The sequence below is a fragment of the Opitutia bacterium genome, assembly GCA_016217545.1.
Taxonomy (GTDB): domain Bacteria; phylum Verrucomicrobiota; class Verrucomicrobiia; order Opitutales; family Opitutaceae; genus Didemnitutus.
The window spans coordinates 803507-818116 of sequence record JACRHT010000016.1 but is presented as its reverse complement, the minus strand read 5'-3'; the positions used below and the strand labels follow the sequence as shown (position 1 = coordinate 818116).

The 14610-nt window shown below is 66.6% G+C and carries 8 protein-coding genes; all 8 read left to right on the top strand.

The annotated features are described in order from the left end of the window. Positions 1-214 precede the first annotated feature (214 nt). The 8 genes from HZA32_15695 (at position 215) to HZA32_15660 (ending at position 14605) form a co-directional block, all read left to right on the top strand. Positions 215-3994 (top strand): TonB-dependent receptor, encoded by a 3780-nt coding sequence (locus HZA32_15695; protein MBI5425522.1) that lies wholly within the window; start codon positions 215-217, stop codon positions 3992-3994. 213 nt (positions 3995-4207) lie between these two features. After that, the gene (locus tag HZA32_15690; GenBank protein MBI5425521.1) at positions 4208-5386 is read left to right on the top strand and encodes an SGNH/GDSL hydrolase family protein; all 1179 of its coding nucleotides are present in this window, start codon (positions 4208-4210) and stop codon (positions 5384-5386) included. Between the two features lie 9 nt (positions 5387-5395). Then, positions 5396-7537, top strand: coding sequence for a glycoside hydrolase family 3 C-terminal domain-containing protein (locus HZA32_15685; GenBank protein ID MBI5425520.1), 2142 nt, complete (start codon positions 5396-5398; stop codon positions 7535-7537). A gap of 29 nt (positions 7538-7566) precedes the next feature. Next, a complete protein-coding gene (locus HZA32_15680; protein ID MBI5425519.1) occupies positions 7567-9225 on the top strand; it encodes a DUF5597 domain-containing protein in 1659 nt (552 codons plus the stop codon). A 6-nt stretch (positions 9226-9231) separates the two neighbouring features. Next, on the top strand, positions 9232-9897 hold the full coding sequence (locus HZA32_15675) for a polysaccharide deacetylase family protein (GenBank protein ID MBI5425518.1): 666 nt from the start codon (positions 9232-9234) through the stop codon (positions 9895-9897). Beyond that, entirely contained in the window at positions 9894-12758 is a 2865-nt protein-coding gene (locus tag HZA32_15670) for a glycosyl hydrolase 115 family protein (protein MBI5425517.1), read from the top strand. The genes HZA32_15675 and HZA32_15670 overlap by 4 nt, the downstream gene beginning before the upstream one ends. A gap of 9 nt (positions 12759-12767) precedes the next feature. Beyond that, positions 12768-13844 carry a mannonate dehydratase gene (locus tag HZA32_15665; protein ID MBI5425516.1) on the top strand — a complete coding sequence of 359 codons (1077 nt, stop codon included), beginning with the start codon at positions 12768-12770 and terminating at the stop codon, positions 13842-13844. Continuing rightward, complete coding sequence (locus tag HZA32_15660) at positions 13841-14605, top strand: SDR family oxidoreductase (GenBank protein MBI5425515.1); 765 nt, start codon at positions 13841-13843, stop codon at positions 14603-14605. Before HZA32_15665 ends, HZA32_15660 begins: the two co-directional genes overlap by 4 nt. Positions 14606-14610 lie beyond the last annotated feature (5 nt).

Sequence of the window (14610 nt, the reverse complement as noted above, 5' to 3'; positions counted from 1 at the left end):
TCGTCGGCGCGGTGCGGCGGGCGCGGTCGGCAACTCGAGAAATTTGCTCTCGGATTCTAGTGTTAGAACGGTGAAGGCTTTGCGGCGCGCCCTCGCGAGGTTAGCGAGTTTGTGCGGCGCAACCCCCGCGCTCACCCCTAATCCCCAATCCTGGCGCGCGCTTTCCCCAAGGCTTTCGCGCTCTCAGTAAACCCGCAGAACTACGCTGTAAGGTATGAAAACCCCGTCCAGACTAGGCTTGGCCTTCCTGTTTGCCGCAGGCGGCTGGCAGCTCGGAGCGCAAACCGTCGCTCCTGTTACGAAAAACGTGGCTGACGAAGAAACCGTGGTCCTTTCGCCGTTCGAAGTCCAGGTGCAGAAGGACAATGGCTATCAAGCGACCGAGACCCTCGCCGGCACGCGCATCCGCACCGACCTGAAGGACGTCGGCGGTGCGCTTTCGGTCTACACGAAGGAATTCATGCGCGACATCGGCGCGACCGACAATTCCTCGCTGCTGCAATACACCACCAACGCCGAAGTCGCCGGCACGCGCGGCAGCTATGCCGGCTTGGGCAACGGCACGAGCATGGACGAATCGGGCACCTTGCGCGCGCCGGGCAGCGCTCAGCGCGTGCGCGGGCTCGCAGCGGCGGACAACACTCGCGACTTCTTCATCACGGACATTCCGTGGGACTCCTATAACGTCGACCGCATCGACATCCAGCGCGGCCCGAACGCCATCCTCTTCGGCTTGGGCAGTCCCGCCGGCATCGTCAACGCCACGACGCGCAACGCGGAGTTCCGCGACAAGCACGAAGTCCAGTTCCGCGTCGGCTCCTACGGCAGCACGCGCAGCGCCATCGATCTCAATCAGGAGATCATCAAGAACGTGCTCGCCGTTCGCTTGGACGCCATGTGGAACAACGAGAAGTTCCAGCAAAAGCCGGCCTTCCAGGACGACCGGCGCTTCTACGGTGCCGTGCGCTTCGACCCGCAGCTCTTCAAGGATCGCACGTGGCACACCAGCCTGAAGGCGAAGTATGAGAACGGCGACATCAAGGCCAACCGCCCGCGTGTCACGCCGCCGAACGACAGCATCACGCCGTGGTTCCGCGCCGTCGACACGACCAGCCTCAACGGCGGCATGGGCAAGCTCGCGGTGAACAACGGCTACGAGGTCGGCGCGGCTCTGTCCGCCGTCAACCCGTGGCTCAGCGGCGGCAACATCGACCAGCAACAGCCCGCGTGGTTCATCGACGGTCTCACCAACGCCCTCGATCGCATCTACGGCGGCTACGTCAACGTCGGCGCCCGCAACAACGACGGCACGGTCCGCGGCGCGAATGACAACCTCATCGGCCAGCGTTACGCGCAGCCGTTCTTCGGCCTCACCAGCCTCAGTTCCTACGCCGGCATCGCCAACCTCCCGGGCGCGACCTACGGCCAATACCGCACCGCCTCGCTGCTCGATCCCTCCGTTTTCGACTTCTACAACAAGCTCATCGACGGCCCGACCAAGCGCGAGTGGGAGAACTGGAACGCCTACAACATCGATCTCTCGCAAACCGCGTTCGACGACCGCCTCGGCGTGCAGCTCAGCTACGACTACCAGAAATACAAGCGCGGCGGCGAGGCCCTCCTCGGCAACAGCGAGTTCAGCAGCCCGACGCTCACGATCGACATCCTGAAAAACTTCCAGGATCTCGCCACCAACTCGAACTTCGGCCGCCCCTACGTGCTCGGCGGCCCCGGCGGCGGCAGTTCCTACGAGAGCGAGCGCAAATACACCCGCGGCTCCCTCTTCGGCGAGCTCCGCGCGCGTGACATCTTCGACAGCCCCTTCCTCGTGAAGCTGCTCGGCAAGCACCGCTTCAACGGCGTCTACAGCGACGAAAAATACTTCGCCGAGACCCGCCGCTGGCAGATGTATGCCAACAATCGCGCTTGGGACAGCTACTGGACCCGCGCTGACGGCAATCTCAACGGCATCAACAACCGCGCGCCCGTCGCCGTCATCTACCTCGGGCCTTCCGTCGCCAGTCAGTCGACCGCCGCCGGCGCGAACATCCCGAACATCGGCGCCCCGATCGGCTTGTCCGACGGCAACCTCTATTACTTCAACTCCACGTGGACCAGTCCGACCGGCGTGAACTTCAACGCGCCCTGGACCATCCCCGCCAACCTGCAGTCGATGTTCAGTCCCACCGCGGGCCCGAACTACGACGGCGTCACGCCTTACTCCGGCTACACCCAGGTTTCGAATCCGGCGAACTACGTGGGTTGGAACACCAACTACCAGATGAATCTCCTGCGCTACAACAACGGCGAGAATCTCGGTCTGCTCCGTAATGCCTCCAAGAGCATGCGCACGACCAAGTCCTACGCCGGCACGTGGCAGGGCTTCCTCTGGAACGATGCGATCATCCCGACACTCGGCTGGCGCTATGACGTCGTCAAAGGCCGCAACGTCACCGCCAACTCCGTCGCGAGCAACCGCGCCATGGTCAACCTGAACGAGACCGGCGCCGCCAGCACCTTGCCCTACGCGCTGCCCGACAGCGCCACCGGCCTGAACAGCAACCAGTCCTACTCGCTCTTCAAGGATCACTCGACCTCGGGCGGCGTCGTCATCCACCTGAACAAACTCCTCGAGAAGGACCCGCTGCCGATCAACGTCAGCCTCTCCTACAACAAATCGAGCAACTTCCAGGTCACGAACACGCGCCGCGACATCTACGGCAACCTGATCGGCAACCCGACTGGCACCACCAAGGATTACGGCGTGCTGCTCTCGACCAAGGACGGCAAATACTCGTTCCGCGTCGTGAAATACGAGACCGGCCTCAAGAATGCCGACACCCAACTCGATGCCACCGGCCTCACCGGCACGATCAAGAACGGCATGAACTGGCGCAACATCATGCTCTATCACATGACCGGCTACGCGTGGTCGACGGTCACATCCGGCACCAACATCCGCTTCGAGTGGAATCCGGCCTACGTGAACCAATACGGCCGCACCGTCTGGTCGCAGGACAAGGTCAACGCCGGCCAGCCCGCGCCCGCCGGTTCCGTGTTGCAGACCGACGCGCAGTCGGTCGCCCAGCGCGACGCCTCGATCCGCGCCTGGAACGACATTCAAAAATACCTCACGGATCGCGGCTACTTCTCCGCGTGGAATTACGGCGTCGGGCCCACCACGCTCGCCAAGCTCACGGACCGCGCCACCTACGAGGCCAACCCGGCCGCCTACCAGCCGGATCCCACGAGCGTCTACGACTACCGCAACAACCCGGTCCTCCAAGGCTTCGCGGTCACCGCAGACACCGAGTCGAAGGGCTATGAACTCGAACTCACCGCCAATCCCACCCGGAACTGGCGCGTCAGCTTCAACGCCTCCAAGACCACCGCCATCCGCACCAACGTCGGCGGCGCCGAACTCGATGCGCTCGTCGGCTACCTGACGAAGCAAATCGGCACTGCCACTGTTCACGGCGCGGCCGGCGACATGATCATGTTCAACGGCCACTTCGACGACCCGACCAATGTGATCTGGAACAACGGCGCGTGGAAAAACTTCCGCTCCGGCTATACGCTGATGAAGCTGCAGGAAAACGCCGCCGCCTCCGAGCTCCGCAAGTGGCGCTACAACTTCGTCACGAACTACTCGTTCACGAACGGCCTGCTCAAGGGCACCGGCGTCGGCGGCAGCTACCGCTGGCAGGACAAGGTCGTCATCGGCTACCCGGTTCTCGCCGACGCTTCCGGTCTCGCGACCTTCGATCTCAGCAAGCCCTACTACGGCCCCGCCGAAAAAGGCATCGATCTCTGGGTCAGCTACGAACGCAAGCTCACCAAGAACATCGGCTGGAAGATCCAGGCCAACGTCCGCAACCTCGGCAACAAGAACGGCCTCATCCCGATCTCCGTTCAGCCCGACGGCCAGACGTGGGCCGGCGTCCGCATGCAGCCGGTCGAAGAGTGGTTCGTCACCAATACGTTCACATTCTGAGGTAGAAACGCGCCCGGCTCCTCGGGGGAGGAGTCGGGCGTTTCTTTCGACAATTCCCCTTTGATCCCACCGGCCGGAGCGGAGAAAATTCCACTCCGGCTGGCAACTCTCCCGAAAACACAACCCATCCACGGCGCAAGTCGTCGTCCTCGCTCCATGTCCGCCCTCGCGAAAAGCCGCCGCATTGCTCTCTGGCTTTTCATTGGCTGCGCGATGTGGAGCCTCGTCGTTTCAGGCCACGCTGCGCCGCGCTGGATCGGCACTTGGGCCACGGCGCCCATTCCCGAGGCACCGGGCAAAGACACGCCCGCGCTCGCCGGTGCCACGTTCCGCCAGATCGTCCACGTTTCCCTCGGCGGCAATCTTCTGCGGCTGCGCCTCTCGAATGCCTTCGGCGCGACGCCGCTCAAGCTCGCCAGCGTGCACCTCGCGCTCGCCGCGCCCGGCGGCGCCCTCCAGCCCGGCACCGATCGCGCCGTGAAATTCGCGGGACAAGACGCGGTGACCATTCCCGCTGGCGCCCCGCTCGTGTCGGACCCACTCGAATTCCCGCTCCCGGCGCAGGCGGACGTCGCGATCTCGATCCACTTCGCCGCGGAGCTCCCCGCCACACTCACCGCGCACCCGGGCTCGCGCACCACGTCGTTTCTCCAACCCGGCGACGCGCTCGCTGCCGCCGCAATGCCCGAAGCGCAAAAAGTCGAACGCTGGTATTTCATCAACGGCCTCGACGTGCTCGTCGACGCGCCGGCGTCGTCCGCGCTCGCCATCCTCGGTGACTCGATCACCGACGGACGCGGCACCACTACCGACCGCAACAACCGCTGGCCCGACGAATTCGTGCGCCGTTACCAGTCGCGCGCCGACCTGCCGCCGCTCGGCGTGCTCAACCTCGGCATCGGCGGCAACGCGCTCGTGCGCGGTGGCATCGGCCCGAACATCCTCGCGCGTCTCGACCGCGACGTCCTCGCCCAAAGCGGCGCGCGCTGGCTGCTCGTCTTCGCCGGCATCAACGACATTGGCGGGCGGGTCAGCGCGCGGAAAGAGAACCGCGAATTCGCGTCCGCTGCGGAGATCATCGCCGGTTATCAGCAGGTGATTACCCGCGCGCACAGCCGAAACCTCCGCGTCATCGGCGCAACGATCACGCCCTACGCGGGTGCGGATTTCTATTGGACGCCCGACGGCGAAGCCGACCGCCAGCGGATCAACGACTGGATTCGCCGCAGCGGCGCGTTCGACGCCATGGTCGACTTCGACGCGGCGGTGCGCGACCCGCAAAGCCCGACGCGCCTGCTCCCCGAGTTCGACAGCGGCGATCACCTCCACCTTTCCCCCGCCGGCTACGCGCGCCTTGGGGAAGCCCTCGAGCCAAAACTCTTTTCTCCCTGAGTAATTTTTATGAGCATTTCGCTGCCCGTGGTCACACCTCCCTATCTCGACCCATCCGCACCGCTCGCCGCGCGTGTCGCCGATCTCGTCGGCCGCATGACCCTCGAGGAGAAGATCAACGCGCTCGGCCACGAGAACGGCCCGCTCGAACGCCTCGGCATTCCCGCCTACAACTGGTGGAGCGAGGCCTGCCACGGCGTCGGCCGCAACGGCCGCGCGACGGTCTTCCCGCAGGTGATCGCGCAAGCCGCCACGTGGAATCGCGAACTGATTCACCAGATCGCCACCGCCGTCTCCGACGAAGCTCGCGCGAAGCACCACGCCGCCGCCCGCGCCGGCTTCCACGGCCAGCAATACCAGGGCCTCACGTTCTGGACGCCCAACATCAATATCTTCCGCGATCCCCGCTGGGGCCGCGGTCAGGAAACCTACGGCGAAGATCCGTATCTGACGGGCGAACTCGGCCTCATGACCGTGCGCGGTCTGCAAGGCAACGACCCGCGCTACATGAAGGTCGCCGCGTGCGCCAAGCACTTCGCCGTCCACTCCGGTCCGGAGCACGAGCGCCATGAATTCGACGCGCGCCCCACGCCGAAGGACCTGCACGAAACCTACCTGCCCGCGTTCGAGAAACTCGTGCGCGGCGGCGTCGAGGCCGTGATGGGCGCCTACAACCGCGTCCTCGGCGAGCCGGCGTGCGCCAGCAAGTTCCTGCTCGGGGAAATGCTCCGGCAGCGCTGGGGCTTCCGCGGCCACGTGGTCAGCGATTGCGGCGCGATCGACGACTTCCATCGCCACCATAAGGTCACGCCGGATTCCGCCGCGTCCGCCGCGCTCGCCGTGCGCAACGGCTGCGATCTCAACTGCGGGTGCACCTACAACGACCTCATCCTCGCGGTGCGCCACGGCCAGATCACCGAGGCGGAAATCGACACGGCGCTCGGCCGCCTGCTCGCGACGAGGTTCAAGCTCGGCATGTTCGACCCCGCCGAGACGGTCGCCTACACGGGCATTCCCGAGAGCGTCATCGACTCCGCGCCGCATCGTGCGCTGGCGCGCCGCGCGGCCGCCGAGTCCTTCGTCCTGCTCAAGAACCAGGACAATTTGCTCCCGCTGCCCGCGTCTCCGCGCAGCCTCCTCGTCGTCGGCCCCACCGCCGCGAACGTCGGCGCGATGCTGGGCAATTACTACGGCATCAGCTCCCGCATCGTCACCTTCATGGAAGGCCTCGTCGCGCGCACGCCGGAAGGTTGCCGCGTGAAATACCGCCCCGGCTGCCCGATCTCGCAGGACGGCGCGCCGGGCGTGAACTACACGTTCGGTGCCGCCGCGATGTCGGACGTCGTTGTCGCCGTGCTCGGCCTCGATCCGACGCTCGAAGGCGAGGAGGGCGACACCGTCGCTTCGCCGGTCGGCGGCGACCGCGTCCGCATCGAGCTGCCGGAGAACCAGCGCAAGTTCCTCAAGGAGCTCCGCGCGAATTCCAAGAAGCTCATCCTCGTGCTCACCGGCGGCAGCGCGATCGCCATCCCCGACGAGCACGAACTCGCGGACGCCGTCATCTACGCGTGGTATGCGGGCTGCGAAGGCGGCGCCGCACTCGCCGACGTGCTCTTTGGCGACGTCGCGCCGTCCGGCCGACTGCCGGTCACCGTGCCGCGTCGCACCGCCGACTTGCCGGCGTTCAACGACTACGGGATGCGCGGACGCACCTATCGCTTCGCCACCGTCGAGCCGCTGTATCCGTTTGGTTTCGGTCTGGGCTACGCGAAGATCGCTTACGAGGCGCTCGCGCTCTCGCGTGCCGAGCTGAAGAGCGGCGACACGCTCGAAGTTCGCGCCACCGTCCGGAACGCGAGCGCGTTGCAGACGAAGGAAACGGTGCAGTGCTACCTGCTGCCGCCGGCCTTCACGCCGGATACCCCGCGGGCCATCCTCGTCGAATTCGCCAAAGTCGAGCTCGCGCCGAATTCGTCCGCCGAAGTCGTGTTCAAGCTCCCGTCCGACGCGCTGCGCCTCGTGAACGATCAAGGCGAGCGCGTCTGGTGCCCGGGTTCCTATCAAATCTTTGTCGGACCGGCGTCGCCCGGTCCGCGAGCGCAAGCACTCGGCGCTCCGGCACCGGTCACCGCGGCGCTCCAGTTGGCTTGAGCGGCGTGCACCGCCGGCTCCGAATATCCATGAAACTCCCGCTGCTGGTCACCGCGCTGGCGTTCGCCGCTCCGCTCGTTGGCGCCGAGCTCCCACACCTGCGGGCGCAGGGCACGGCGAAGCAACTCATCGTCGACGGCGCGCCGTTTCTCGTGCGCGGTGGCGAATTGGGCAACTCCAGCGGCGAGCCGGATTACCTGCGTCCCTTCTGGCCGAAGCTGAAGGCCATGAATCTCAACACCGTCGTCGCGCCGGTCTACTGGGACGTCGTCGAGCGGGAGGAGGGGAAACTCGATTTCGCCAGCGTCGACGGCCTGCTCGCCGATGCGCGCGCGCACGACATGCGTCTCGTGCTGCTGTGGTTCGGCTCGTGGAAGAACAGCATGTCCTGCTACGCGCCGTCGTGGGTGAAGGCGGACCCCGCGCGCTTCCCGCGTTCGCAGGACTCCGCCGGGCGCGGCATGGAAATCCTCTCGCCGTTCCACGCGGTCAATCGCGATGCCGATGCGCGTGCGTTCACGGCCCTGATGCAGCACCTCAAGAAAACCGACCCGCAGCACACGGTCATCATGGTGCAGGTCGAAAACGAGATCGGCATGATCCCCGAGGCGCGCGACCGCAGTCCCGAAGCCGAGAAGGCGTTTGCGGCGCCGGTGCCGGCTGCCCTGCTGGATTACCTGACAAAGAACCGGGCGACGCTCGCGCCGGAGTTGCTCGCCACCTGGAACGCCGCTGGCGGCCGGACCTCCGGCACGTGGTCCGAAGTCTTCGGCGCGGCTCCGGCGGGCGAGGAGATTTTCATGGCGTGGCATTTCGCGCTCTACGTGCAGACCGTGGCGGCGGCCGGCAAAGCCGAGCTCCCGCTCCCGATGTTCGCCAACGCTGCGCTCATCCGTCCCGGCTACCAACCCGGCCAATATCCGAGCGCGGGGCCGCTGCCGCACCTGATCGACGTCTGGCGCGCCGCCGCGCCGGCGCTCGATTTTCTCGCGCCGGACATCTACTTCCAGAATTTCAGTTACTGGGCGCAGGCCTACACGCGCAGCGGCAATCCGCTGTTCATTCCCGAGGCGTTGCGCGCGCCGGAGGCTGCCGTGAACGCGCTCTACGCCTTCGGCCAGCTCGATGCCATCGGCTTCTCGCCGTTCGCGATCGAGTCCAACGCCGAGCCGGCCGCCGGCTACTTGACCGCGAGCTACGATCTCGTGCGCCAGCTCGCTCCGCTCATCGCCGACAAACAGGGACGCGGCCTCATGGCCGGCTTCCTCCAGGAAAGCGCCGAGAGTAAGCAGCCGCAGCAGGTGCGGATGGGAAAATGGATCCTGCGTGCCTCGTTCGAGCGCGCCGCGCCGCCGCAACTGGCGGACGGCCTCGCCGTCGTGATCGGCACGGAGAATTCCGCTCTCGCCGCCGGCGGTCGCGCCGGTCCCGCACCGGCCGGCGGACTGATGATCGCCCTGGGCGACGACGAGTTTCTCTTCGCCGGCATCGGTCTCACGATCACGTTCGCGTCGACCGAGCCCGGCCAGCAGGCGGGCATCCTCAGCTGCGCCGAGGGCCGCTACGAGAACGGCGAGTGGAAACACATCCGCTGGCTGAACGGCGATCAGACGCACCAAGGTCGGCACATGCGGCTCGAGCCCGGCCGTTTTTCGCTCCAACGCGTGAAGCTTTACCGCTATCGCTGAGGCACCATGAAAGTGTGCGCGCTCCTCCCGCTTTTCCTTGCCGTCGGCTTCGCCGCGTTCGTGCCCGTCGCGGCGGGCGCCGTGAAGCGGGTCGCGTTCGTGTTCGACGACGGTCCCGTGCCGGCCGATGCCGGACCGCTGCTCGAGTTGCTCACGCGCGAGAAGGTTCGCGTCACGTTCGCGCTCGTGGGCGACCGCGTGGCCGAACACCCCGAAACCGCGCGCGCCATCGTGGCCGCCGGACACGAGGTCGCGAACCACTCGCAAACCCACTCGCATGCGCGCGAGATTGACGACGCGGCGCTCGATCGCGAGGTCGCGGCGGCGCAGCAACTCTTCACGCGCACGACCGGAGTCGCGCCGCACTGGTATTGGCCGCCTTTCCTGGAGATCGACGAACGTGTCCGCGCCGCCGTGAAGCGCGGCGGCATCACGATCTACGAACCCGCCCAGATCGTGGTGACGCAGGACTACGATCGGAAAGTCGACGGCGCTGCGATTTACCGGCTGGCGACGACCGACGTGCGTGATGGCGCGGTGATCCTTTGCCACGAGTGGCGCGCCGAGACGCGTGAGCAGCTGCCCGCGATCTTGCAGGAACTCCGCCGGCAGGGCTGCGTTTTCCTAACGTTCAGCGAACTCCGTGCGGCGATGACGGAGCGGCGGTCATGACGCTGGGCGTGCCGCGATCAGTGGGACTCGTCGCGGTGCTGCTGGGGTTTGTCCGCCTGTGGGCGAGTGAGCCCGCAGAGGTCGACGCCCAACCCGTCGCCGATCACTTCGCTTTGGCACGCGAGGGCTGGGTCGCGCCGCTTTTTGTTTCGGCCGACGACTGGCCGGGCGTCCGGCGCGCGGCGGGCGATTTGCGCGCGGACCTCGAACGCGTCACCGGTCGCGCGCCGGTGCTTTCGGACCGCGCGCCCGCTGGCAACGACGTCGTGTTGATCGGCACCGTGGGCAAGAGCGCTTTGATCGACGGCTTGGTGGCGCGCGGCCAGCTCGACGTGAGTGGCATCCGCGACCGCTGGGAGGCGTTTCAGGTCGAGGTCGTGGAGAAACCTCTGCCCGGCGTCGCCCGTGCGCTCGTCATCGCCGGCAGCGACAAGCGCGGCACGATTTACGGCGTCTACGAACTCTCCGCGCGCATCGGCGTGTCGCCGTGGTATTGGTGGGCGGATGTGCCGGTGGCGCGCCGCGCGGCGCTGTCGGTCGCGCCGGGCCGCCACGTGGAGCCCGGTCCGACGGTGAAATACCGCGGCATCTTCCTGAACGACGAAGCGCCCGCGCTCACCGGGTGGGCGAAGGAGAAGTTCGGCGGACTGAACCGCGAGTTTTACGGACACGTCTTCGAGCTGATCCTGCGCCTGCGCGGCAACTACCTCTGGCCCGCGATGTGGAACAACGCCTTCAACGAGGACGATCCCGAGAACCCGCGCCTCGCCGACGAATACGGCGTCGTCATGGGCACGTCGCACCACGAGCCGATGCTTCGCGCACAGCAGGAATGGAAGCGCCACGGCAGCGGTCCGTGGGACTACGCCAAGAATGGCGAGGGGTTGCGGAATTTCTGGGCCGACGGCATTCGCCGCAATCGGGCGTTCGAGAGTCTCGTGACGATCGGCATGCGCGGCGACGGCGACGAGGCGATGTCGGAGGAGACGAACGTGGCGTTGCTGGAGCAGATCGTCGCCGACCAGCGCGAGATTCTGCGCCGCGAGATCGGCCGCGCGCCCGAACAGGTGCCGCAGCTCTGGGCGCTCTACAAGGAAGTGCAGGCCTACTACGAGCACGGCATGCGCGTGCCCGACGACGTCACGCTGCTCTGGTGCGACGACAACTGGGGCAACCTCCGTCGTCTCCCGACGCCCGACGAGCGCAAGCGGTCCGGCGGCGCCGGTGTTTATTACCACTTCGACTACGTCGGCGGTCCGCGAAACTACAAGTGGCTGAACACCGTGCCGCTGACGAAAATCTGGGAGCAGCTGCACCTCGCGCACGGCTACGGCGCCGATCGCATCTGGATCGTGAACGTCGGCGATTTGAAGCCGATGGAGTTCCCCATCGAGTTCTTCCTCACCTACGCGTGGCGGCCGGACGCAATCGGTTACGAGCAAATTGAAAGCTACTCGCGCGCGTGGGCCGCGCGGCAGTTCGGCGAGGCGCACGCCGGCGAGGTGGCCGCGCTGATCAACGGCTACACGAAGTTCAACAGCCGCCGGAAGCCCGAGTTGCTCGGGCCGGAGACGTTCAGCGTCGTCAACTACCGCGAAGCGGAGCGCGTGCTCGCGGACTGGCAGGAACTCGAGGCGCGAGCAAAGAAGCTGGAAGGGAAGCTGCCCGAGGCCGCGCGCCCGGCGTTTTTCCAACTCGTGGCGCACCCGATCGAGGCCTGCCGGATTGTCAACGAGCTGCACGTCGCCGCCGCGCGGAATCGCCTCTACGCTGCGCAGGGCCGCGCATCGGCCAATGCGTGGGCCGAACGTGCGCGCGAACTCTTCGCCGCCGACGCCGCGCTCACCGCGCGCTGGGACGCGATGCTCGCCGGCAAATGGCGCCACCTGATGGATCAGACGCATTTGGGCTACACGTCTTGGCAGCAGCCGATTCGCAATGTCATGCCCGCAGTCGCGGAAGTTCAGGTGCCGGTGAAAGGTGAACTGGCTCTGGCGGTCGAGGGCGACCCGGCCGCCCGGCCGGGCGACTATCCGGTGCCGGCGGTGGCGAAACTTCCGGCGCTCAGCCCGTTTGGCCCGTCCTCGCGTTGGATCGAGCTTTTCAATCGAGGACAGGAGCGCGTGCGCTTCACTCTCGAGGCGAGCGAGCCGTGGCTGAAGCTGAGCGCGACGAGCGGAGAACTCGGTGGCGACATGAGGGTGGAGGTTTCGGCCGACTGGGCCGCGACGCCGGCGGGTCTGACGGAGGCGAGGCTCACGGTGCGCGGCGAAGGTGGCGCGACGCCGTTGACGGTCGTGGCGCCGATCGACAACCGCCCCGCACCGGCGGGGGCCTTCGTCGAAGTCGACGGTGCGCTCGCGATCGAGGCGCCGCACTTTGCGCGTGCCGTCAATGCCCCGGGCTTGGAGTGGCGGACGCTCGCGGGGTTTGGCCGGACCGTGGGAGGCGTCACTATGTTTCCGGTCGACGCGCCCGCGAGCGTCCTTTCCGGCGACAGCGCGAGGCTCGAATACGACGTGGTTCTCCGGTCGGCTGGCGAGGTGCGCGTCGAGTTGCACGTCGCGCCGACGTTCGATTTTCAACCCGGTCAGTCGCTCGCGCTCGCCGTTTCGCTCGACGATCAGGTTCCCCAACCGCTGCCGCTCGGACTGCGGTCGACCGATGCCGGTTGGGAGAAGGCCGTCGCTGACTCGGTGTTGAAGCTGACGGCGCGCTTGCCGGTCGCGCAGCCGGGCGCTCACGTGTTGAAGATCTGGCGCGTGACGCCTGCTGTCGTGTTGCAGCGCATCGTCATCGATGCCGGCGGCGTGCGGCCGAGCTATCTCGGCCCGACGGAGAGCGTGCGCGCCGCTCCCTGAATTTTTCCCATGAAACTCGGTTTCGGACTTTATCGCCACATGCTCACGCCGGAAAACTTCGCGTTCGCGAAGCAAGCCGGCGCCACGCACATCGTCGCGCATCTCGTCGACTATTTCCGCGGCGGCGCGCACGTCGGCCCCGACGACCAGCCCACGGGCACCGACTGGGGATGGGGACTCGCGGGCGACGCAGAGAAGTTGTGGACACTCGAGGAACTCGTCGCGCTGCGCCGCCAGGTGGAGGCCGCGGGCCTCACGCTCGAGGCGATCGAGAATTTCGATCCCGCGCACTGGGGCGACATCCTGATCGATGGTCCGCAACGCGCGCAGCACATCGAGAACGTGAAGACGGTCATTCGCCGCGTCGGCGAAGCGGGCATTCCGGTGTTCGGCTACAATTTCTCCATCGCCGGCGTGGCCGGGCGCACGAAGGGCAACTACGCGCGCGGCGGCGCGCCGGCGGTCGGCATGGAAGGTCCCTATGACTTGCCGATGCCCAACGGCCTCGTCTGGAACATGGTCGTCGATCCCACCGCGCCGACGCGCGACACGGGCACGATTCCGCCGGCGACGCACGAGCAGCTCTGGGATCGCTTCAAGCGGTTCGCCGACGAGGTGTTTCCCGTCGCGGAAAAAGCCGGCGTGAAGATGGCGCTCCATCCTGACGATCCGCCGATGCCGTTCATCCGCGGCCAGCCGCGGCTGGTTTATCAGCCGTCGCTTTACCAAAAGGCGATCGACCTCAACCCGAGTCCGGCCAACACGCTCGAGTTCTGCGTCGGCTCGCTCGCGGAGATGACCGAGGGCGACATCTACGACGTGGTGGATCGCTACAGCCGCCAAAACCGCCTCGGCTACGTGCATCTGCGCAACGTCCGCGACAGGGTGCCGCACTACAAGGAGACGTTCATCGACGATGGCGATGTGGACGTGCTGCGCGTGCTCGCGATTTTGAAGCGCAACGGCTTCGACGGCGTCGTGATTCCCGACCACGCCCCGCAGATGAGCTGCGCGGCGCCGTGGCACGCGGGCATGGCTTTTGCGATGGGCTATCTCAAGGCGGGCCTCCAATCTCTCGGCCGATGAATTTTTCCGAAGCGTTTTCCCTGCGCGGCGAGGTCGCGCTGATCACGGGCGGCGGCACCGGCATCGGTCTCGCCATGGCGCGGGCGATGCACGGCGCGGGCGCGCGCGTCGTGCTGGTCGGCCGGCGCGAAGTCGAGTTGCAAGCGGCGGTGGCGTCGCTCGGGACGGGCGCATTTGCCTTTGCCCACGATGTGACGGATTTCGCGGGCGCGGCCGGGCTGGTCGAGCGCGTGACGCGGGAAATCGGTCCGATCACGTGCCTCGTGAACAACGCGGGCATCCACCTGAAAAAACCCGCCGTCGAGACGACGCCCGAGGAACTCCAGAAAGTGCTCAATACCCACCTCGTCGGCGCGCACGCGCTGACGCGCGCGGTGGCGCCGGGCATGATCGAGCGGAAGCACGGCACGATACTGTTCACGGGTTCGATGGCCTCGATCTTTGGCATTCCGCTCGTCATCGCCTACACGGCGGCGAAGACGGCGATGGTCGGAATGGTGAAAGGTTATTCGACTGAGTTCGCCGCGCATGGCGTGCGGGTGAACTGCATCGCGCCGGGCTGGATCGAGACGGAGATGTCGCGCAAGGCGCTCGACGGCGACCCCGCGCGCAAGGCGAAGATTTTTGGCCGCACGCCGATGGGCGGCATGGGCCAGCCGGAAGACATCGGCTGGGCGGCGGTCTACCTCGCGTCCCCCGCGGCTAAATTCGTCACCGGTGTGACGCTGCCAGTCGACGGCGGCGCGAGCATCGGATTCTGAGCGCG

Coding starts and splice junctions, on each gene's coding strand:
- HZA32_15660 (MBI5425515.1), top strand. CDS start 13,841: ATGAATTTTTCCGAAGCGTTTTCCCTGCGCGGCGAGGTCGCGCTGATC.
- HZA32_15675 (MBI5425518.1), top strand. CDS start 9,232: ATGAAAGTGTGCGCGCTCCTCCCGCTTTTCCTTGCCGTCGGCTTCGCC.
- HZA32_15690 (MBI5425521.1), top strand. CDS start 4,208: ATGTGGAGCCTCGTCGTTTCAGGCCACGCTGCGCCGCGCTGGATCGGC.
- HZA32_15695 (MBI5425522.1), top strand. CDS start 215: ATGAAAACCCCGTCCAGACTAGGCTTGGCCTTCCTGTTTGCCGCAGGC.
- HZA32_15685 (MBI5425520.1), top strand. CDS start 5,396: ATGAGCATTTCGCTGCCCGTGGTCACACCTCCCTATCTCGACCCATCC.
- HZA32_15665 (MBI5425516.1), top strand. CDS start 12,768: ATGAAACTCGGTTTCGGACTTTATCGCCACATGCTCACGCCGGAAAAC.
- HZA32_15670 (MBI5425517.1), top strand. CDS start 9,894: ATGACGCTGGGCGTGCCGCGATCAGTGGGACTCGTCGCGGTGCTGCTG.
- HZA32_15680 (MBI5425519.1), top strand. CDS start 7,567: ATGAAACTCCCGCTGCTGGTCACCGCGCTGGCGTTCGCCGCTCCGCTC.